The following is a 20340-nucleotide window of genomic DNA, read 5'->3' on the forward strand; positions in this document are numbered from 1 at the left end:
GAGTCTCGACGTCGAGAGACCTGCTGCTGACCGGGGTCACCTGGTACGAGCCCGACGGCACGCCCCGCCGCGGCGACCTCGCCCTGCGCGAGGGCCTCGTCACCGAGGTCGGGACCGTCGAGGACACCGAGGGGCTCGAGCGTCTGGACGCCGACGGGCTGACCGCTCTGCCCGGGTTCGTCGACCTGCACACCCACCTGCGCCAGCCGGGCCGCGAGGACGCCGAGACCGTGGCCTCCGGGTCCCGGGCCGCGGCCGCCGGGGGCTACACGGCGGTGCTCGCGATGGCGAACACGACCCCCGTCACCGACACCGCGGAGGCGGCCGAGCACATCGTCGAGCTCGGGCTGGCCTGCGGGCTCGTCGACGTCGTCCCCATCGGCGCCGTCACCAAGGGGCTCGCGGGCACCGAGCTGGCCGAGCTGGGCCTCATGCACCGCAGCCGCGCCCGCGTGCGGGTCTTCTCCGACGACGGGCACTGCGTCTCCGACGGCCGGGTGATGCGCCGCGCGCTGGAGTACCTGCGCGCCGTCGACGGCGTCATCAGCCAGCACAGCCAGGACCCCGCGCTCGCCGGGCCGCAGGCCTGCTGTCACGAGGGTGAGCTCTCCGGGCGCCTCGGGCTGCCCGGCTGGCCGCCGGTGGCCGAGGCGAGCATCATCGCCCGCGACGCGATGCTCGCCGAGCACACCGGTGGACGGGTGCACGTCGCCCACGTGACGACGGCCGAGGGCCTCGACGTCGTGCGCTGGGCCAAGGCGCGCGGCATCCGGATGACCGCTGAGGTCACCCCCCACCACCTCGCCCTGGGGACCGACCTGCTCACCGGCTACGACCCGGTCTACAAGGTCAACCCGCCGCTGCGTCCCGCCGAGGACCGCGAGGCCCTCGCCGAGGGCCTGCTCGACGGGACGATCGACGCGGTGGCCACCGACCACGCCCCCCATGCCCGCCACGACAAGGAGCACGCGTTCGTCGACGCGGCCTTCGGGATGCTCGGCCTCGAGACCGCATTCGCCGTGGTCCACGACCTGCTCGTCGCACCGGGCAGGATGTCGATGTCCGACCTCGCGCGGGTGATGTCGCTCAACCCGGCGCGGATCGCCGGGCTGACGGGGCACGGACGACCGCTGCGGCCGGGCGAGCCCGCCAACCTCGTGCTCGTCGACCCCGCGGCGAGCGTCACCGTCGACCGTGACGCGTCGGCGTCCCTGTCCCGCAACAGCCCCTGGCACGGCCGCTCCCTCACCGGCGCGGTCCACACCACGATCCTGCGCGGTGAGACCACCGCCCGGGAAGGAGAGCCCGCACCGTGCTGACCCCCCGCGAGCCCGCCGTCCTCGTCCTCGAGGACGGCCGCACCTTCACCGGCCACGCCTTCGGCCACCGCGGCGCCACGGTCGGCGAGGCGGTCTTCGCCACCGGCATGACCGGCTACCAGGAGACCCTCACCGACCCCAGCTACCACCACCAGGTGGTCGTCATGACGGCGCCGCACATCGGCAACACCGGCTGGAACGACGAGGACGACGAGTCCGGGCGGATCTGGGTCGCCGGCTACGTCGTGCGCGACCCGGCGCTGCGCCCCTCGAGCTGGCGCAGCGCGCGCACGCTCGAGGACGAGCTGGACGCGCAGGGCGTCGTCGGCATCTGTGACGTCGACACCCGCGCCCTCACCCGGCACCTGCGCGAGCGGGGGGCGATGCGGGTGGGTGTCTTCTCCGGCCCGGACGCGACGCACGACCCCGAGGAGCTGCTGCGACGCGTGCGCTCGGCGCCGCCGATGAGCGGTGCCGACCTCGCCGGCGAGGTCGCGACCGCCCAGCCGTACGTCGTGCCCGCCGTGGGCGAGCGCCGGCTCACGGTCGCCGCGGTCGACCTCGGGATCAAGTCGATGACCCCGCGGATGATGGCCGAGCGGGGCCTTGACGTCCACGTCCTGCCGGCGACCGCCACCCTCGAGCAGGTGCGCGCCACCGGCGCCGACGGCGTCTTCTTCTCCAACGGCCCCGGTGACCCGGCGACGGCCCGGGTCCAGGCCGAGCTGCTCCGCGGCGTGCTCGGGGCCGGTATCCCGTACTTCGGGATCTGCTTCGGCAACCAGATCCTCGGCCGGGCGCTCGGGTTCGGCACCTACAAGCTCAAGTACGGGCACCGCGGGATCAACCAGCCGGTCATGGACCGCACGACCGGCAAGGTCGAGGTGACGGCGCACAACCACGGGTTCGCCGTCGACGCCCCCCTCGACCACCCGACCGAGACCGAGTTCGGCAGCGCGAGCGTCAGCCACGTCTGCCTCAACGACGACGTCGTCGAGGGGCTGGAGGTGCGCCGCGACGGGCGCCTCGCGGCGTTCTCGGTCCAGTACCACCCCGAGGCCGCGGCCGGCCCGCACGACGCGGCCTACCTCTTCGACCGGTTCATCGACCTCATGACCACCCAGCAGGAGGTGCGCGCCTGATGCCGAAGCGCGACGACATCACGAGCGTCCTCGTCATCGGCTCCGGCCCGATCGTCATCGGCCAGGCCTGCGAGTTCGACTACTCAGGTACCCAGGCCTGCCGCGTCCTGCGCGACGAGGGCATCCGGGTCGTCCTCGTCAACTCCAACCCCGCGACGATCATGACCGACCCGGAGTTCGCCGACGCCACGTACGTCGAGCCGATCACCCCCGAGGTCGTCGAGAAGATCATCGCCCACGAGCGCCCGGACGCCGTGCTCGCCACCCTCGGTGGCCAGACGGCCCTCAACTGCGCCGTCGAGTTGCACGAGCGCGGAGTCCTCGAGAAGTACGACTGCCCCCTGATCGGGGCCAACGTCGAGGCCATCGAGCTCGGCGAGAACCGTGAGCGGTTCAAGGGGGTCGTGCAGCGCTGCGGCGCCGAGTCGGCCCGCTCGGCCATCTGCCACACGATGGCGGAGGTCCTCGAGGCCGCGGACGACCTCGGCTACCCCGTCGTCGTGCGCCCGTCCTTCACGATGGGCGGCCTGGGCTCCGGGTTCGCGCACACGCCCGAGGAGCTGCGCCGGATCGCCGGCGCGGGCCTGCAGTACTCCCCGGTCACCGAGGTCCTGCTCGAGGAGTCGATCCTCGGCTGGAAGGAGTACGAGCTCGAGCTCATGCGCGACCGGGCCGACAACGTCGTCGTCGTGTGCTCGATCGAGAACCTCGACCCCATGGGGGTGCACACGGGTGACTCGGTCACCGTGGCGCCGGCCCTGACCCTCACCGACCGCGAGTACCAGCGGCTGCGCGACATCGGCATCGCCGTCATCCGCGAGGTCGGGGTCGACACCGGCGGCTGCAACATCCAGTTCGCCGTCAACCCGCGCGACGGGCGGGTCATCGTCATCGAGATGAACCCCCGCGTGTCGCGCTCCTCGGCCCTGGCCTCGAAGGCGACCGGGTTCCCCATCGCGAAGATCGCCGCCAAGCTCGCGGTCGGCTACACCCTCGACGAGGTGCCCAACGACATCACCCAGGAGACGCCGGCGTCCTTCGAGCCGACCCTCGACTACGTCGTCGTCAAGGCCCCCCGGTTCGCCTTCGAGAAGTTCCCCGCCGCGGACGACACCCTGACGACGACGATGAAGTCGGTCGGGGAGGCGATGGCCATCGGCCGCTCCTTCACCGAGGCGCTGCAGAAGGCGCTGCGCTCGCTCGAGCGGCCCGGCAGCAGCTTCCACTGGGACGGCCCCGTGCCGACCCCCGAGGAGGCCCGCGCCCTGCTCGAGGCGGCGCGCCGCCCCACCGACGGGCGGATCGTCCAGGTGCAGCAGGCGCTGCGCGGCGGGCTGTCGGTCGAGGAGGTCCACGACGCGACGGGCATCGACCCGTGGTTCCTCGACCAGGTGGCCCTGCTCAACGAGCTCGCGGAGACGGTCTCGGCCGCCGACGAGCTCACCCCGGACCTGCTCCGCCTCGCCAAGCGACACGGCTTCAGCGACGCCCAGCTCGCGGCGCTGCGCACGATGCCCGAGGCCGTCGTGCGCGGGGTGCGGCACGCGCTCGGGGTCCGCCCGGTCTACAAGACGGTCGACACCTGCGCCGCGGAGTTCGCCGCCCGCACGCCCTACCACTACAGCGCCTACGACGAGGAGAGCGAGGTGGCCCCCCGCGAGCGGGAGGCCGTCGTCATCCTCGGGTCCGGCCCGAACCGGATCGGCCAGGGCGTCGAGTTCGACTACTCGTGCGTGCACGCCAGCTTCGCCCTGCGCGAGGCCGGCTACGACACGGTCATGGTCAACTGCAACCCGGAGACGGTCTCGACCGACTACGACACGAGCAGCCGGCTCTACTTCGAGCCGCTGACCCTCGAGGACGTCCTCGAGGTCGTCCACGCCGAGCAGCAGGCCGGCCCGGTCGCCGGCGTCGTCGTCCAGCTCGGGGGCCAGACGCCGCTCGGGCTCGCCGGTGCCCTGCAGGAGGCCGGCGTGCCGATCGTCGGCACCTCGCCCGAGGCGATCGACCTCGCCGAGGACCGCGGGGCGTTCTCCCGGGTGCTGCACGACGCGTCGCTGCCCGCCCCCAAGCACGGCACGGCGTACAGCGCCGCGGAGGCGGTCGAGATCGCCCGCGAGATCGGCTACCCGGTGCTCGTGCGGCCCTCGTACGTCCTCGGCGGGCGCGGGATGGAGATCGTCTACGACGACGAGACCCTCACCGGGTACGTCGAACGCGCCACCGTCGCCAGCCCCGACCACCCGGTCCTCGTCGACCGCTTCCTCGACGACGCCATCGAGATCGACGTCGACGTCCTCTACGACGGCGAGGAGATGTACGTCGGCGGGATCATGGAGCACATTGAGGAGGCGGGCATCCACTCCGGCGACTCCTCGTGCACCCTGCCGCCGGTCACCCTCGGCGCGAGCGAGATCGAGCGGGTCCGCGAGTCGACCCGGCGGCTCGCCGAGGGCATCGGGGTCCGCGGGCTGATGAACGTCCAGTTCGCCCTCGCCCAGGACATCCTCTACGTGCTCGAGGCCAACCCGCGCGCCTCGCGGACCGTCCCCTTTGTCGCCAAGGCCACCGGCGTCGCCTTGGCCAAGGCCGCCGCGCGGGTCATGCTCGGGTCATCGCTCGCGCAGCTGCGCGAGGAGGGCCTGCTGCCACGGCACACCGACGGAGCGCGGCTGCCGGTGACGGCACCGGTGTCGGTCAAGGAGGTGGTCCTGCCGTTCAAGCGCTTCCGCACCGACGACGGGCTCGTCGTCGACAGCCTCCTCGGCCCGGAGATGCGCTCCACCGGCGAGGTCATGGGCATCGACCACGACTTCGGGCGCGCGTTCGCCAAGGCACAGCTCGCCGCGATCGGTGGGCTGCCGACGACGGGCACGGTCTTCGTCTCGGTCGCCAACCGCGACAAGCGGGCGATCATCTTCCCGGTCGGGCGGCTCGTCGACCTCGGCTTCCGCATCCTGTCCACGTCGGGCACGGCCGAGGTGCTGCGGCGCAACGGGATCGAGGCCGACGTCGTCCTCAAGCACGCCGAGCGCGGCGAGGGGGACCAGTCGGTCGTCGACCTGATCAACGCGGGGGAGATCGCCATGGTCGTCAACTCCCCGAGCGGGCCGAGCGCGACGACCCGGGCCGACGGCTACGCGATCCGGGCTGCCACGACGGCGATGGACCGGCCGATCATCACGACCGTCCAGCAGCTGTCCGCGGCCGTGCTGGCCATCGAGGCCGTCCAGCGCGACGACCTCGGCGTGCGTTCCCTCCAGGAGCACGCGGCCGCCCTCGACCTGCACGGCGTCGAGGCCACGCCGTGAACGCAGGGGTGCTCCAGGTCGGCGGCGAGCTCATCGCCAGCCGCCGGGCCGGTGCCTACCACCACCTGACGCTCGTGGCCCCGGGCGTGGCCGAGCTCGCGGCACCCGGGCAGTTCGTGGCGCTCGCCGTCGGGGGGGCGACCTCGGCCACCCTGCTGCGGCGGTGCTTCTCCATCCACCGCGTCACCCCTTCGGGCACCTACGGCGGCACGGTCGACGTCGTCGTGGCCGCCCGGGGGGCGGGCACCCGGTGGCTGACGTCCCTGCGCGTGCACGACCCCGTCGACGTCGTCGGCCCGCTCGGGAGGCCCTTCCCGCTGCCCACCGAGCCGGTGCCGTGCGTCCTCGTCGGCGGCGGCTACGGCTCCGCGCCGCTGTTCTGGCTCGCCGAGGTGCTGCGCGAGCGGGGCTGCCCGGTCGAGATGGTGCTCGGCGCCGCGTCGGAGGACCGCCTCTTCGGCGTCCTGCAGGCCCGGCGCAGCGCCGACGGCGTGACGGTGACGACCGACGACGGCTCGGCCGGGCACCGCGGCTGGGTCTCGGACGTCCTCGGGGACGTCGTCGACCGCCTCGGCGCCGGGGTCGTCTACGCGTGCGGCCCGATGGGGATGCTGCGCTCGGTCACCGAGGTCGCCTCCGCGCACGGCGCCGTCGCCCAGGTCGCGGTCGAGGAGTCGATGGCGTGCGGCATCGGGGTGTGCATGACGTGTGTCCTGCCGGTCCGCGGCGGCGACGGCGTGACCCGGATGGTGCGCTCGTGCGTGGGCGGCCCGGTCTTCCGCGGCGACCGGGTGCGCTGGGACGCCATCGGCGACGGGGTCACCCGGGTCCCCGAGGACGCGCTCGGCGCGCCGCACCCGGGGGGCCACTGATGGTCGACATGCGCACGGTGCTCGCCGGCACCACCCTGCCCAACCCGGTGATGACCGCCTCGGGCTGCGCCGCCAACGGCACCGAGCTCAACCGGTTCTTCCCCGTCGCCGAGCTTGGGGCGTTCGTCACGAAGACGGTGATGCGCGACCCCCGCTCGGGCCGGCCGACGCCGCGGATGGCCGAGACACCCTCGGGCATGCTCAACTCGATCGGCCTCCAGGGGCCGGGGATCGACGCATTCTGCGAGCACGACCTGCCCTGGCTCGAGCAGCAGGGGGCCCGCGTCGTGGTCTCGGTGGCGGGGAACACCGCCGAGGAGTTCGGCGAGGTCGTCCAGCGCCTCGTCGGCTCGCCCGCCTGGGGGTGCGTCGTCGGGGTGGAGGCGAACATCTCCTGCCCCAACGTCGCCAACCGGGGCCTGGTCTTCGCCTGCGACCCCGTCTCCTCCGAGCGGGTCGTGCGGATCGTGCGGGCCCGGGTCCCCGCGGAGGTGCCGGTGCTCGCCAAGCTGACGCCGGACGTCACCGACATCGTCACGATCGCCGGTGCGGCCCTCGGGGCGGGTGCCGACGCCCTGACCATGGTCAACACCCTCCTCGGCATCGTCATCGACACCGACCTGCTGCGGCCGCGGCTCGCCGGTGTCACCGGCGGCCTCTCCGGCCCCGCGATCCGCCCGGTCGCCGTGCGCGCCATCTGGCAGGTCACCGCCGCCATGCGCTCGGGCACCCTGCCCACGGCGCCCGTCGTCGGGGTCGGGGGGGTCCGCACGGGCACCGACGCCCTCGAGCTCGTCGCGGCGGGGGCGAGCGCGGTCCAGGTCGGTACCGCGACGTTCAACGACCCGTCGGCTCCCCGACGGGTCCTCACCGAGCTCGAGGCCGAGGCCGCCCGGCACGGCGTCGAACGCTTCGCCGACCTCGTCGGCATCGCCCACGAGAGGATGGTCCGCCCATGACCCCGCCCTTCGGGACCCGCCTGCGCGCCGCGATGGACGCGCACGGCCCCTTCTGCCCGGGCATCGACCCGCACCCGGCACTGCTCCAGGCGTGGGGGCTGGCGGACACCGTCGACGGCCTCGAGCGCTTCGCGGAGGCGTGTGTGGCCGCCTTCGGGGGGCACGTGGCGTGCGTCAAGCCGCAGTCGGCCTTCTTCGAGCGGTTCGGCTCCCGCGGGGTCGCCGTCCTCGAGCGCACGCTCGCGGGCCTGCGCGACGCCGGCACGCTCGCCCTGCTCGACGCCAAGCGCGGTGACATCGGGACGACCATGGCCGGCTACGCGCAGGCCTACCTTGCCGACGACTCACCGCTGCGGGCCGACGCTGTGACGCTCAGCCCCTACCTCGGGTACGGGTCGCTGCGCCCCGCGCTCGACCTCGCCGCCGCGACCGGCCGGGGGGTGTTCGTGCTGACGCTCACGTCCAACCCCGAGGGCCCCTCGGTGCAGCACGCGGTGCGGGCCGGCGAGAGCGTCGCCGCCTCGATGGTCGCCGGGGTGAGCGCCGACAACGCCCGGGCCCGCGCCGAGGGGACCCTGGGCTCGGTGGGCATGGTCCTCGGCGCGACCGTGGGGGGTGCGGTGCACGAGCTCGGGCTCGACCTGGCCGGCTCGGCCGCCCCGCTGCTCGCCCCGGGCCTCGGCGCCCAGGGCGGCACCCCGCAGGGGCTGCGTGCCGCCTTCGGGGAGGCCCTGCCCCAGGTGCTCGGGTCCAGCTCGCGCGAGGTGCTCTCCGCGGGCCCGGACGTGACGGCGCTGCGGGCCGCGGCGCGCTCGGCTGCCGAGAGCCTCGGCGCGCTCGCCACGGCGGCCCGGTCCTGACGCGACGGGGCTGGTCAGGCAGGTACAGTCGTCCCCGTACAGCCGGGTGTTGAGCAGCCAGCGCCCGCAGTGACAGCAAGGACGCATTCGTGGCACTTCCCCCGCTCACCCAGGAACAGCGCACCGCGGCCCTCGAGAAGGCCGCCGCCTCCCGACGCGAGCGAGCCGAGGTCAAGAACCGGCTCAAGCACGGCGGCGCCTCCCTCGGGGCCGTCATCCAGGACGGCAAGCGCAACGAGGTCATCGGCAAGATGCGGGTCTCGGCCCTGCTGGAGTCGATGCCCGGCGTGGGGCGGGTGCGCGCCCGCCAGATCATGGAGGAGGTCGGCATCTCCGAGAGCCGTCGGGTCCGCGGGCTCGGGCAGAACCAGGTGGCCGCCCTCCTGGAGCGCTTCGGGCGGCAGTGACCGGCCGCTCCCGCCTCACCGTCCTCGCCGGGCCCACCGCGGTCGGGAAGGGGACGGTCGCCGCCTACGTGCGCGAGCACTATCCCGAGGTCTGGGTGTCGGTGTCCGTGACGACCCGGCCCCCCCGCCCGGGCGAGGTCGACGGTGTCCACTACCACTTCGTCTCCGACGAGCGGTTCGACACCATGGTGGCTGAGGGGGAGCTGCTGGAGTGGGCGCTCGTCCACGGCCGGGCGAAGTACGGCACGCCGCGCCGGCCGGTCGAGGAGGCTCTCGGCGCCGGACGTCCGGCCCTGCTCGAGATCGACCTCCAGGGTGCCCGGCAGGTGCGGGCCTCGATGCCCGACGCCTTCTTCGTCTTCCTCGCCCCCCCGAGCTGGGAGGAGCTGGTCCGCCGGCTCGTCGGCCGGGGCACCGAGGACGAGGAGGAGCGCGCGGTCCGGCTGGCGACCGCGCGGGTGGAGCTGGCCGCGGCGGCGGAGTTCGACGTCACCGTCGTCAACGACGACGTTCGGCGTGCGGCCGAGGAGCTCGTATCATGGACCCGAACCCCTGTCCCCTCGACGAAACGAGACTGACGCGTGTCCGGAACCACGGCCAACCCCATCGGGATCACCAACCCGCCGATCGACGAGCTGCTCGAGCAGGCCGACTCCAAGTACGCCCTCGTCCTGTACTCGGCCAAGCGCGCGCGGCAGATCAACGCCTACTACGCCCAGCTCCAGGAGGGGCTGCTGGAGTACGTCGGCCCGCTCGTCGACTCCGAGGTCCACGAGAAGCCGCTCTCGATCGCGCTGCGCGAGATCAACGAGGGCCTGCTGACCAGCGAGCCGACCGGCGAGGGCGGCGACGAGCCGAGCGCCGAGGCCTGACCGGGTGAAGGTCGTCCTCGGGGTCGCCGGGGGCATCGCCGCGTACAAGGCGTGCTCGCTGCTGCGGCTGCTCACCGAGGCCGGCCACGACGTCACCGTCGTGCCGACCGCCTCGGCGCTGCACTTCGTCGGTGAGGCCACCTGGTCGGCACTGTCCGGCAAGCAGGTGCACACCGACGTCTGGTCCGACATCACCGAGGTGCCGCACGTGCGGATCGGCCAGGAGGCCGACCTCGTGGTCGTCGCGCCGGCCACGGCGGACCTGCTGGCGCGGGCGGCGACCGGGCAGGCCGACGACCTGCTGACGAACGTCCTGCTCACGGCGCACTGTCCGGTCGTCCTCGCCCCGGCCATGCACACCGAGATGTGGGAGCACGCCGCGACCCAGGCCAACGTCGCGACGCTGACCGAGCGGGGTGTCCATGTCGTCCCGCCGGCATCGGGCCGGCTCACCGGCACGGACTCCGGCCCCGGTCGGATGCCCGAGCCGCACGAGCTGTTCGCCGTGTGCGAGCGAGAGCTCACGGCCGCCGAGGGCGACCGCCCGCTCGCCGGGCGACGGGTCGTCGTGACCGCCGGGGGGACCCGCGAGCCGCTGGACCCGGTGCGCTACCTCGGCAACCGCTCCTCCGGCAAGCAGGGGTACGCGGTGGCCCGGGTCGCCGCGCAGCGGGGCGCCGACGTCGTGCTCGTGACGAGCGCGGAGCTCCCGGTGCCGCAGGGCGTGCGCGCCGTCCCCGTGGAGACCGCCCTGGAGATGGCCCGCGCCGTCGAGCAGGAGGCCGTGGGCGCCGACGTCGTCGTCATGGCCGCCGCGGTCGCCGACTTCCGCCCCGCCCAGGTCGCCGGGCACAAGATCAAGAAGACCCACGAGGCGGGCCCGGACGGCGCACCCGACGAGTCGGCACCCACCGTCGCGCTCGTCCGCAACCCCGACATCCTCGCCGGCCTCGTCGCCGGACGGGGCGAGGCACTGGCCCCCGTCGTCGTCGGGTTCGCGGCGGAGACGGGTGACGAGGCCGCGTCCGTGCTGGAGCACGGACGCGCCAAGCTGGCACGCAAGGGATGCGACCTGCTCGTGGTCAACGAGGTCGGCGCGGGCCTGACCTTCGGCGCCGACGAGAGCACCGTGCACATCCTGCGGCGGGGGAGCGAGGACGTCCTCGACGTCGGCCCCGCGAGCAAGGACGTCGTGGCGGGCGCCCTCTGGGACGCCGTGGCCGAGCTGCTCTGACGGCCGGCCCGCGCGCTCAGCGCCGGGCCGTGTCCGGCGTCTCGTCGGCCTCGACGGTCTCGTCGGCCTCGACGGCCTCCTCGGGCTCGCCCTCGTCCTGCGCGTCCTCGACCTCGCGGACCTCCTCGGGCTCCTCCTGCTCATCGGTGACGTCGAGGGCCTGCTCGCCCTCCTCCGGCGCCGGCGCGTCGTCGGGCTCGACCTCGACGACCTCGGCCTCCTGGCCAGCGGCGGCGATCGCCTCGGCGGCACCGGGCCCGCCGAAGGTGGCGAGCATGTTGCGCACGTTGGACAGCTGGGCGGTGATGCTGTCGCGTCGGGCGACCGCGGCGGCCAGCTCGCGGTCGGAGTCGCGACGGACCCGTTCGGCCTGCTCCTTGGCGGTGCGCACGATCTCGCTCGCCTCCGCCCGCGCGGCCTCGAGGACGTGACCGGCCTCGGCGGTCCGCGCGGCGTGCTCCTCCTCGGCCTCGCGGGCCAGCAGGTCGGCGCGCTCCTGGACGGCGGCCAGGGCCTGGTCCTGGGTGGCCATCTGGGCGTTGAACTCGGCGGCGGCGGCCTCGCGGCGCTCACCGAGGGTCCGCTCGAAGTCGGTGGCCTGCGCGGCGGCCGCAGCGCGCTGCTGCTCGTAGTAGGCCTCGGCCTCCTCCCGCCGGGCGGCCGCCTCGCGCGCGGCGTCGTCGAGGATCGAGTCGGCCTGCGCCCGGGCCCGGGAGAGAACCTCGGCCGCCTCGGTGTCGGCCCGGTTGCGGACCTCCTCGGCGTAGTGGTCCGCGTCGGCGCGGGTGAGCCGGCTGTCCTCCTCGGCGGCCGCGCGCAGCTGCTCGGCCTCGGTGGCCGCTGCGGTGCGCAGCGAGGTCGCCTCCTCGTCGGCGAGCCCGAGCATCGACCCGATGCGCTCGCCGAGGTCGGCGAAGGTCGGGGCGGACACCTTGCGCGACTCCTCCTCGAGCTCGGCGACCCTCCCGCGGTACCCCTCGATCTCCCCGGTGAGGGCCTCGTGCTCCTGGCGGGCCTTGGTCAGCTGCACCGAGGTCTCGGCCGCCTCCTGCCGCGCCGCGTCCGCCTCCTGCTGCGCGGTCTCGACCGCCTGCGCAGCGGCAGCGAGGTGCGCGTCGACCTGCACGGGGTCGTACCCGCGGAAGACGGTGGGGAACTCGGGCTGGTTCATGCGGACTCCTCGTCGGGGGTGGGGTCGGGGGCGGTGTCCTCGGGGGCGGGAGGGCGCTCGTGCGCATCCGCGGGGGCGTCGTCGGGGGTGACGGCGTCCTCCTCGTGGACGGCGAGGGCCTCGATGACCCCGGAGAGACGGCCGAGCTGGTCGCTGATGGCGTCGCGGCGCGCCGCAAGGGCCTGGACCTCGGCACGGGCCCGCTCGAGGGCGGCGTGCGCCTCGTCGCGCACCGTGTCGGCACGCGTCCGGGCCTCCTCGGAGGCGCGGACGATCTCGGCCCGTGCGGCCCGGTGGTACTCGTGCGCCTCGCGGTGCATGTGCTCGACGTCGTCCGCGGCCGCCTGGCGGACGCGGCGGGCCCCCTCCTCGGCCTCGGCGAGCCGGCGCTCGGCGCGCGCGGTGGACTCCGTCTCCTGACGCCGAGCCTCGGTGAGGACGCGCTCGGACTCTCGGGCGGCCGCGGTGCGGGTGCGTTCGGCGTCCGCGCGGGCCTCGGCGAGGACCGTCTCGGCCTGCTCGCGCAGCCGCCGGGACTCCGCCTCGGCCTCGGCGAGCCGGTCGCGGCTCTTGGCCGTCGCGCTGCCGAGGAGGGTCTGGACGCGCTGGCGGTGGCTGCGGGTGCGCTCGACGAGCACGTCGTGGTGCTCCCGGGCCCGGTGCTCCCGCTCGCGCTCGGCGCGGTCGAGGACCTCGCGCACCGTCCCCTGCGCCCAGGCGAGGTGCTTCTCGGCACTGTCGACGACCGAGCCGGCCTCGGCCTCGGCCTCGGCCTGGATCCGGGCGGCCTCCTTGTGCGCGTCCTCGACGAGCAGGTCGGCCTCCACCCGCGCGCCGCGCTCGCGGGTCGTGAGGTCGGCGAGCCGCTGGGCCACCTCCGCCTCCGCCTGGGCCCGGTGGTCGGCGGCGAAGGACTCCGCGTCCTCCCGCAGGGTGGCGAGCTCGGTCTCGGTGCGCTCGCGCAGGGCCGCGAGCTGCGCCGTGTGGCTCGCCTGCTCGGCAGCCCACCGCTCGCGGTGCTGGTGCTCCTCGTCGGCGAGCCGGGCCAGGGTCGACTCGTGCTCACCGCGGGCGGCCTCGAGCACCTGCCGGGCGCGCTCCTCGGCCTCGGCGACGAGCGCCGCGGCCTGCTCCTCGGCGAGCGCGATCGCCTCGTCGCTCGCCTTGGTCGCCCGGGCCCGCAGCAGCGCGGCCTGGTCGGCGGCGTCGCCGAGCATGACCTCGACCTCGGAGCGGGCCTCCTCGAGCTGGTGGCGCGCCTGCGTGCGGGCCTCCTCGAGGCTCGCGGTGAGCTCGGCGAGCTCCTGCGCGGCGGAGGCGGTCTCGGAGCGGATCCGGGCCGCCTCGGCCCGGGCCTCGCTCAGCTCCTGCCCGGCGTCCTGGCGCAGCTGGTCGGCGAGGGTCTGGGCGCGCGTGAGCAGCGAGAGCGCCTCGTCGACCGGGCTCGCGGATGCTGTGGTCTCCACCCCGGACGGCGTCGCGTCGTTGTGGGACCCGTCGGACACGGCCCCCATGATGACACGGCAGCCTGTCCCGCGCGGCCCGAGCCGGAGAGGCTTCTCAGCGACCGGTATGTTGAGCCGGGTGCGCCCCGGTCCCCACCGGCGCATCCCGACGTCGAAGGAGTTGCCGCGTGTCCGCACGCCTGTTCACGTCCGAGTCGGTCACCGAGGGGCACCCGGACAAGATCTGCGACCAGATCTCCGACAGCATCCTCGACGCGCTCCTGGCCCAGGACCCGCACAGCCGGGTGGCCGTCGAGACGATGGTGACCACCGGGCTCGTGCACGTCGCCGGCGAGGTCACCACCGAGGCGTACGTCGAGATCCCGCAGGTCGTCCGCGAGACCGTGCGCGCCATCGGCTACGACTCCTCGACGAAGGGCTTCGACGGCGGCTCCTGCGGGGTCGAGGTGTCGATCGGCCAGCAGAGCCCCGACATCGCCCAGGGGGTCGACACCGCGTTCGAGAGCCGCACGGGCGCGGTCGACCCGCGTGACAAGCAGGGCGCCGGCGACCAGGGCCTGATGTTCGGGTACGCCTGCGACGACACCCCCGAGCTCATGCCGCTGCCGATCCACCTCGCCCACCGGCTCTCCGAGCGGCTGACGCAGGTGCGCAAGAGCGGTGAGCTGTCCTACCTGCGCCCCGACGGCAAGACCCAGGTGACCATCGCCTACGACGGTGACAGCGCGGTGTCGTTGGACGCCGTGGTCCTCTCGACCCAGCACGCCGAGGACGTCAGCCTCGAGGGGCTCCTCGGCCCGGACATCCGCTCCCGGGTCATCGACCCGGTGCTGGCCGAGCTCGCCGACGGCGGGACCGAGCTGCGGACCGACGCGGTGCGCACCTACATCAACCCCACGGGCAAGTTCGTCATCGGCGGCCCGATGGGGGACGCCGGCCTCACCGGGCGCAAGATCATCGTCGACACCTACGGGGGGATGGCCCGGCACGGTGGGGGCGCGTTCTCCGGCAAGGACCCCTCCAAGGTCGACCGGTCCGCGGCGTACGCGATGCGGTGGGTCGCCAAGAACGTCGTCGCGGCGGGGCTCGCCCGCCGGTGCGAGGTGCAGGTCGCCTACGCCATCGGCGTCGCCCAGCCGGTCGGCCTCTACGTCGAGACGTTCGGCACCGAGACGGTCCCGGTCGAGCGCATCCAGGCCGCGATCACCGCGGTCTTCGACCTGCGGCCGCTGGCGATCCTCGAGGACCTCGACCTGCTCCGGCCGATCTACCAGCCGACCGCCGCCTACGGCCACTTCGGTCGGGCCAGCGCCCCGGGCGTCGCGGACGCGTTCACCTGGGAGCGCACCGACCGGGTCGAGGCCCTGCAGCGAGCCGTCCGGGGCTGACCGGCCGTCGGGCCCCTTCGCTAGGTTGCGGGCGTGACCGGGACCGGCGAGAGCGAGCAGCTGGCCCTCCTCGCGGGGGCCGGGCCGGCCCGTCGGCGCCGCGCCGGGCAGGACCCGCCCGCGGCCGAGCGGCCGGTCGCGCTCGTCCAGGTCGACACCGGCCTGGCCCACCTCGACCGGCCCTTCGAGTACCTCGTCCCCGAGTCCATGGCGACGGGGGCCGTGCCCGGGGCCCGGGTCAAGGTGCGTTTCGCGGGGCAGGACCTCGCCGGCTGGGTCCTCGAGCGCCGGGAGAGCGCCGAGCACGCGGGCACGCTGCGCCCCCTGCGCCGGCTGGTCTCCCCCGAGCCGGTGCTCACCCCCGCCGTCCTCGACGCCGCGCGCACCGTCGCGGCGCGCTACGCGGGCACCCTCGGGGACGTCCTGCGGCTCGCGGTCCCGCCGCGGCACGCCCGGGCCGAGCAGGCCCTTCCGGTCACGGCGCCCGAGACCGAGCCGCTCGGGCCGGCGCCGGCCGCCGGGCCGTGGTCTCGCTACCCCGCGGGCGCCGCCTTCCTCGACCGGCTGCGCGAGCGCGGGTCGCCGGGGGCCGCGGTCCTCGCGCTGCCCGCCGGTGGCCCGGAGCAGGACTGGCCGACGCTGCTCGCGAGCGCCGCCCGGGCGTGCGTCGACGGCGGCCGGGGCGCGCTCCTCGTCGTCCCCGACCACCGTGACGTCCGCCGCGTCGAGGAGGCGCTCACCGCCGCCCTGGGGCCGGGCCGGCACACCCGGCTCACCGCCGACCAGGGCCCCCAGGCCCGCTACACCGCGTTCCTCAAGGCTCTGCGCGCTCATGTGCCCGTCGTCGTCGGCACCCGGGCCGCGGCGTTCGCCCCGGTCCGCGACCTCGGCCTGGTCGCCTGGTGGGACGACGGCGACGACCTCCTGGAGGAGCCCCGCGCGCCGTACCCGCACGTCCGGGAGGTCCTCCTCGCCCGGGCGGAGCGGGAGCGGGCCGCCGTGCTCGCGGCCGGGTTCGTCCGCTCCACCGCGGTCGCCCACCTCGTCGGGCAGGGGAGGCTGGCCGCCGTCGAGGCTCCCCGGCGCGCGGTGCGCGCGGCGGTGCCCGCTGTGCGGGTCGCGGGCGAGGGCGCCGACCTCGAGCGCGACCCGGCCGTGGCGGCGGCCCACCTGCCGAGTGTCGCCTGGCGCGCCGCGAAGGACGCTCTCACCGGGGGTCCGGTGCTCGTCCAGGTCCCGCGCCGGGGCTACCTGCCCTCGCTGTCCTGCCAGGACTGCCGCCGGCCAGCCCGCTGCCGCGCCTGCTCGGGGCCGCTGGCGCTCGCCGGTCCGCAGGGGCCACCCGCGTGCCGGTGGTGCGGTCGGGTGGAGACGGCCTTCGCGTGCCCGGTGTGCTCGGGGACCCGGCTGCGCTCGTCGGTGGTCGGGGCGCACCGCACCGCCGAGGAGCTCGGCCGGGCGTTCCCCGGGGTCCCCGTGGAGCGTTCCGGCGCCGGGGCGGTGCTCGACGTGGTTGCCGGGTCGCCTCGGCTGGTCGTCTCGACCCCGGGCGCGGAGCCGGTCGCCGAGGGCGGCTACGCGGCCGCGCTCCTGCTCGACGCCTGGGCGCTGCTGGACCGGCCGACCCTCGACGCGGGGGAGGAGGCGCTGCGCCGGTGGTGCGCGGCCGCGGCGCTGGTGAGACCGGCGAGCGCCGGGGGCGCGGTCGTGCTGGCCGGCGCGCCCACCCACGTGACGGTGCCGGCGGTCGAGGCGCTCGTGCGCTGGGACCCGGCCTGGTTCGTCGAGCGCGAGCTCGCCGAGCGTCGCGAGCTGGCCCTACCGCCGACGGCGCGGGTGGCGGCGGTCACCGGCTCGCGGGCCGCGGTCACCGCTGCGCTCGGGGAGCTCCGGCTGCCGCCGAGCGCCTCGACCCTCGGCCCGCTGCCGCACGGGGAGACCCGCTGGCGCGCCCTCGTCACGGTCCCGGAGGCCGACGGCGTGCAGCTCGCCCAGGAGCTCGCCGCGATGCGTGCCCGGGCGTCGGCACGCAAGGAGGCCGACGCCGTCAGCGTGCGCGTCGACCCGCGCGACCCGGCCGCCTGAGGGCGCGGGGCGCCCCTCCTAGACTCGCCGGGTGCGTCTCGTCCTCGCCGGAACCCCCGCCACCGCCGTCCCCTCCCTCGAGGCGCTGCTCGCCTCGCGGCACGAGGTCGTGGCCGTCGTCACCCGCCCGGACTCGCGGTCAGGGAGGGGCCGCACGCTGGCCCCCTCCCCGGTCAGGGCGGCCGCGCTCGAGCACGGCCTCGAGGTGCTCACTCCCGCCAGCCCGAGGGAGCCGGGGTTCCTCGACCGGCTGCGGGCGATCGCCCCCGACTGCAGCCCGGTCGTCGCCTACGGGGCGCTCCTGCCGCGTGAGGCGCTCGAGGTCCCGGCCCACGGGTGGGTCAACCTGCACTTCTCGCTCCTGCCGGCCTGGCGGGGCGCCGCGCCCGTGCAGCGGGCGATCATGGCCGGGGACGAGGTGACCGGGGCGAGCACGTTCGTCCTCGAGGAGGGGCTGGACACCGGTCCGGTCCTCGGCACGGTGACCGAGCAGATCCGTCCCGACGACACCGCCGGGACGCTGCTCGAGCGGCTCGCCGACGTCGGGGCCGGCCTGCTCGTCGCGACGATGGACGGGCTCGAGGACGGCTCGCTGCGGGCCGTCCCGCAGCCCGAGGACGGCGTGAGCCTCGCCCCGAAGCTCACCGTCGAGGAGTGCGAGGTGCGCTGGTCACTGCCGCCGCATCTCGTCGACCGGCAGGTGCGCGGCTGCACGCCGGACCCCGGCGCGTGGAGCACGTTCCGAGGCGAGCGCCTGAAGATCGGCCCGGTCCACCCCGGCACCGCGACCGAGGGTCTTCCCGCGCTCGGGCCGGGCGTGCTGCACCCGACGAAGCGGGTCGTGTACGTCGGGACCGCCGCCGGCCCGGTGGCGCTCGGCGAGGTCGTGCCGCCCGGGAAGACGCCGATGCCGGCCGCCGACTGGGCCCGTGGTGTGCGGATCGACCGGGGGGAGTGTCTCGGCTGAGCGCAGGGCGCCGACCGCCCGGCGAGGGCCGCCCGGGGTGTCCTACCGTCGGGTCATGGTCCGTGACTCCACCGCAGCGGTGCTGCGCCGCACCGCCCTCGACCGCCAGCGCTCCGGGCGGGTGCCCGGTCTCCACGCCAGCGTCGTCAGACACGGGGAGCTGCTCTGGGAGGGCGCGATCGGGACGGCAGAGGTCGGCACCGAGCGCGTACCGAGCCGCGAGGACCAGTTCCTCGTCGCCTCGAACACGAAGACCTTCGTCGCGACGATGGTCATGCAGCTGCGCGACGAGGGCCGGCTCTCGCTCGAGGACCGCCTCGCCGACCACCTCCCGGGGCTGCGTCACGACGTCACGGTCCGTGACGCGCTGTCGCACGTGAGCGGCCTGCAGCGGGAGCCCGTCGGTGACGTCTGGGTGACCCTGCGCCACCCGGACGAGGAGGCCCTGCTGCGCGAGGCCGACTCGGCCGAGGCGCTCCTGCGGGCGGGGGAGCAGTGGCACTACTCCAACCTCGCCTTCGCCCTCCTCGGCCAGGTCGTGGCCCGGCTCGACGGCAGGGCGTGGCACGAGTCGCTACGCGCGCGCCTCCTGGAGCCGCTGGGGATGACGCGGACCAGCGTCGGCTTCGACGGCGGGAGCCGTGCCCACGGCTACTACGTCGGGCCGTACGACGACGTGCCCCGCGCGGAGCCCGTCCTCGACCTCGCAGCGACCGGGCCGGCCGGGGCGCTGGCGTCCACCGCCACCGACCTCGCGCGGTGGACCGCGTTCGTCGCGGACCCCGACCCCGACGTCCTGGCCCCCGCGACGATGGACGAGATGACCCGCCCGCGGGCCTTCGTCGACGCCGAGGGCTGGCAGATGGGGATGGGCCTCGGCTTCTTCCTGCTGCGCTCACCCGGGGGCCGGGTGCTCGCGGGGCACACCGGAGGGATGCCGGGGCACGTCACCGGGGTCTTCACCGACCGGGCCACCGGCACCGCAGGGGTGGTCCTGATGAACGCGAGCACCCCGGGCGACCCGGCGGGCTTCGCCGCCGCCCTCGTCGACGTCGTCCTCGACCGCGAGCCGCCCGAGCCGGAGCCGTGGCGACCGGGGACCACGGTGCCCGACGACCTGCGCCCGCTCCTCGGGCGGTGGTGGTCCGAGGGCCGGCCCTGGGACTTCTCGGTCCGCCAGGGGCAGCTCGAGGTGCGGTCGCCGGACTGGCCGGCCGACCGGGAGCCGTGGACCTTCGAGCGGGTCGGCCCGGACGTCCTCCGCACGACCACCGGGGCCGAGCGGCACGAGCCGCTGCGGGTGCTCCGCGGTCCCGACGGTGGCGTGGAGTCGCTGCGGTGGGCCACCTACCGGGTCACCCGCGAACCGCTGGGGTTCGGTGAGGAGCCGTCAGCCGGCTGAGGTGCCACCGTCTGCCTCGACCGTGTCGAGGTCCCGCTCGGCGTAGCGGCGGTGCCACCACTCCTCGTTGAGGACCACGTGCAGCGGGTGGCTCGCGGGCATCGTCTCACCGGCGGGCGGCCAGCCGACGCCCTGGGGTACGGTCAGCTCGCGCTCGAGGTCGGCGTCGGTCAGCCCGTCGACGACCTGCCGCACCATCGCCATCCGCTCGGACCGCAGCGCGAGCACCGTGTCGAGGTCCGGCCGGGCGGCACGGTCGCGTGGCACGCCCGGCGTGTCGGGCATGCCGTCCCACGGGAGCGACAGCGGGTGCCACGGCGACGGGTCGCCGAGCACGACGCGGCCGACCCAGGACTCGGTGGCGAAGCACAGGTGGCGCAGGGTTTCGGTGAAGGACCACTCGTCGTCGACCGACGCGTGCAGCTGTTCGGGCGCGAACCCCCGGGCGCGCTCGACCGTGCCGGCCCACAGCCGCTCGACGACGTCCCAGGCCTGCCGGAAGCCCTCGGCGTCGGTCGGCTTCATCGCCGCGTAGTCGGGGTACCGGCGGGCCAGCTCGGCCTCGACGAGCGGCGCCACCTCGACCCCGTTGACGACGAGGCCCTCCACGTCACCGCTGATCTCGACCCGGCCCTCGAGGGAGGCGCCCCGGACGACGACGTCGGCGAGGAGGACCTCGGTGAGCCGCAGCCCGGTGAGGTCGGCGTCGCTGACGTGGGCCCCGCGCAGCCGCACCTGCTCGGCCCGGGCCCCGGAGAGGTCCACCTCGTGGGCTGTGACGTCGCGCAGGACGACCCGCCGGGCACTCGTTCCGGACAGGTCGACGTCCTCGTGGTCGCTCATGGGCGTGACCGTAGCGAGCGATCCGGACACTCGGCGTCCGCA

The 20340-nt window shown here is 75.2% G+C and carries 17 protein-coding genes; 14 read left to right on the forward strand and 3 right to left on the reverse strand.

Going from position 1 to position 20340, the window contains the following annotated elements:
• Positions 1–83: 83 nt before the first annotated feature.
• The 10 genes from G8D98_RS01325 to coaBC all read left to right on the forward strand — a co-directional run bounded on the left by G8D98_RS01325 (position 84) and on the right by coaBC (position 10976).
• Entirely contained in the window at positions 84–1319 is a 1236-nt protein-coding gene (locus G8D98_RS01325) for a dihydroorotase (RefSeq protein ID WP_373868491.1), read from the forward strand.
• Entirely contained in the window at positions 1313–2461 is a 1149-nt protein-coding gene (carA, locus tag G8D98_RS01330; RefSeq protein ID WP_166098070.1) for a glutamine-hydrolyzing carbamoyl-phosphate synthase small subunit, read from the forward strand. The genes G8D98_RS01325 and carA overlap by 7 nt, the downstream gene beginning before the upstream one ends.
• Positions 2461–5772, forward strand: coding sequence for a carbamoyl-phosphate synthase large subunit (gene carB, locus G8D98_RS01335; RefSeq protein WP_166098072.1), 3312 nt, complete (start codon positions 2461–2463; stop codon positions 5770–5772). The genes carA and carB overlap by 1 nt, the downstream gene beginning before the upstream one ends.
• A complete protein-coding gene (locus G8D98_RS01340; RefSeq protein ID WP_229661711.1) occupies positions 5769–6644 on the forward strand; it encodes a dihydroorotate dehydrogenase electron transfer subunit in 876 nt (291 codons plus the stop codon). Before carB ends, G8D98_RS01340 begins: the two co-directional genes overlap by 4 nt.
• Positions 6644–7603, forward strand: a complete 960-nt coding sequence (locus tag G8D98_RS01345) for a dihydroorotate dehydrogenase (RefSeq protein WP_166098074.1) — start codon at positions 6644–6646, stop codon at positions 7601–7603. Before G8D98_RS01340 ends, G8D98_RS01345 begins: the two co-directional genes overlap by 1 nt.
• Positions 7600–8463, forward strand: a complete 864-nt coding sequence (pyrF, locus tag G8D98_RS01350) for an orotidine-5'-phosphate decarboxylase (protein ID WP_166098078.1) — start codon at positions 7600–7602, stop codon at positions 8461–8463. The genes G8D98_RS01345 and pyrF overlap by 4 nt, the downstream gene beginning before the upstream one ends.
• Before the next feature lie 89 nt (positions 8464–8552).
• Positions 8553–8870 carry an integration host factor, actinobacterial type gene (gene mihF, locus G8D98_RS01355; protein ID WP_166098080.1) on the forward strand — a complete coding sequence of 106 codons (318 nt, stop codon included), beginning with the start codon at positions 8553–8555 and terminating at the stop codon, positions 8868–8870.
• The gene (gmk, locus tag G8D98_RS01360) at positions 8867–9448 is read left to right on the forward strand and encodes a guanylate kinase (RefSeq protein WP_166098083.1); all 582 of its coding nucleotides are present in this window, start codon (positions 8867–8869) and stop codon (positions 9446–9448) included. The genes mihF and gmk overlap by 4 nt, the downstream gene beginning before the upstream one ends.
• Before the next feature lie 3 nt (positions 9449–9451).
• Positions 9452–9742: a DNA-directed RNA polymerase subunit omega gene (gene rpoZ, locus G8D98_RS01365; protein ID WP_166098086.1), complete on the forward strand. Its 291-nt coding sequence runs from the start codon at positions 9452–9454 to the stop codon at positions 9740–9742.
• 4 nt (positions 9743–9746) lie between these two features.
• Entirely contained in the window at positions 9747–10976 is a 1230-nt protein-coding gene (coaBC, locus tag G8D98_RS01370; protein ID WP_166098089.1) for a bifunctional phosphopantothenoylcysteine decarboxylase/phosphopantothenate--cysteine ligase CoaBC, read from the forward strand.
• 16 nt (positions 10977–10992) lie between these two features.
• On the opposite strand, the gene G8D98_RS01375 is transcribed toward coaBC, so the two are convergent.
• Both G8D98_RS01375 and G8D98_RS01380 read right to left on the reverse strand, forming a co-directional pair.
• Entirely contained in the window at positions 10993–12147 is a 1155-nt protein-coding gene (locus tag G8D98_RS01375) for a DivIVA domain-containing protein (protein WP_166098091.1), read from the reverse strand.
• Positions 12144–13652, reverse strand: a complete 1509-nt coding sequence (locus G8D98_RS01380) for a coiled-coil domain-containing protein (RefSeq protein WP_166098093.1) — start codon at positions 13650–13652, stop codon at positions 12144–12146. The genes G8D98_RS01375 and G8D98_RS01380 overlap by 4 nt, the downstream gene beginning before the upstream one ends.
• A gap of 128 nt (positions 13653–13780) precedes the next feature.
• On the opposite strand from G8D98_RS01380, the gene metK reads away from it, so the two are divergent.
• Genes metK through G8D98_RS01400 form a run of 4 tightly spaced genes read left to right on the forward strand, consistent with a single transcriptional unit; the run spans position 13781 to position 19455 of the window.
• Complete coding sequence (metK, locus tag G8D98_RS01385; RefSeq protein ID WP_166098095.1) at positions 13781–15001, forward strand: methionine adenosyltransferase; 1221 nt, start codon at positions 13781–13783, stop codon at positions 14999–15001.
• A 33-nt stretch (positions 15002–15034) separates the two neighbouring features.
• A complete protein-coding gene (locus G8D98_RS01390) occupies positions 15035–17086 on the forward strand; it encodes a primosomal protein N' (protein ID WP_240920855.1) in 2052 nt (683 codons plus the stop codon).
• A gap of 31 nt (positions 17087–17117) precedes the next feature.
• Positions 17118–18053 carry a methionyl-tRNA formyltransferase gene (locus tag G8D98_RS01395; protein WP_166098097.1) on the forward strand — a complete coding sequence of 312 codons (936 nt, stop codon included), beginning with the start codon at positions 17118–17120 and terminating at the stop codon, positions 18051–18053.
• A 55-nt stretch (positions 18054–18108) separates the two neighbouring features.
• On the forward strand, positions 18109–19455 hold the full coding sequence (locus G8D98_RS01400) for a serine hydrolase domain-containing protein (protein WP_166098099.1): 1347 nt from the start codon (positions 18109–18111) through the stop codon (positions 19453–19455).
• Here G8D98_RS01400 and G8D98_RS01405 read toward each other — a convergent pair.
• Positions 19444–20298, reverse strand: coding sequence for a DinB family protein (locus tag G8D98_RS01405; protein ID WP_166098102.1), 855 nt, complete (start codon positions 20296–20298; stop codon positions 19444–19446). The genes G8D98_RS01400 and G8D98_RS01405 overlap by 12 nt on opposite strands.
• Positions 20299–20340: the final 42 nt, after the last annotated feature.

It is taken from the genome of Phycicoccus endophyticus (assembly GCF_011326735.1).
Taxonomy (GTDB): Bacteria; Actinomycetota; Actinomycetes; order Actinomycetales; family Dermatophilaceae; genus Phycicoccus; species Phycicoccus endophyticus.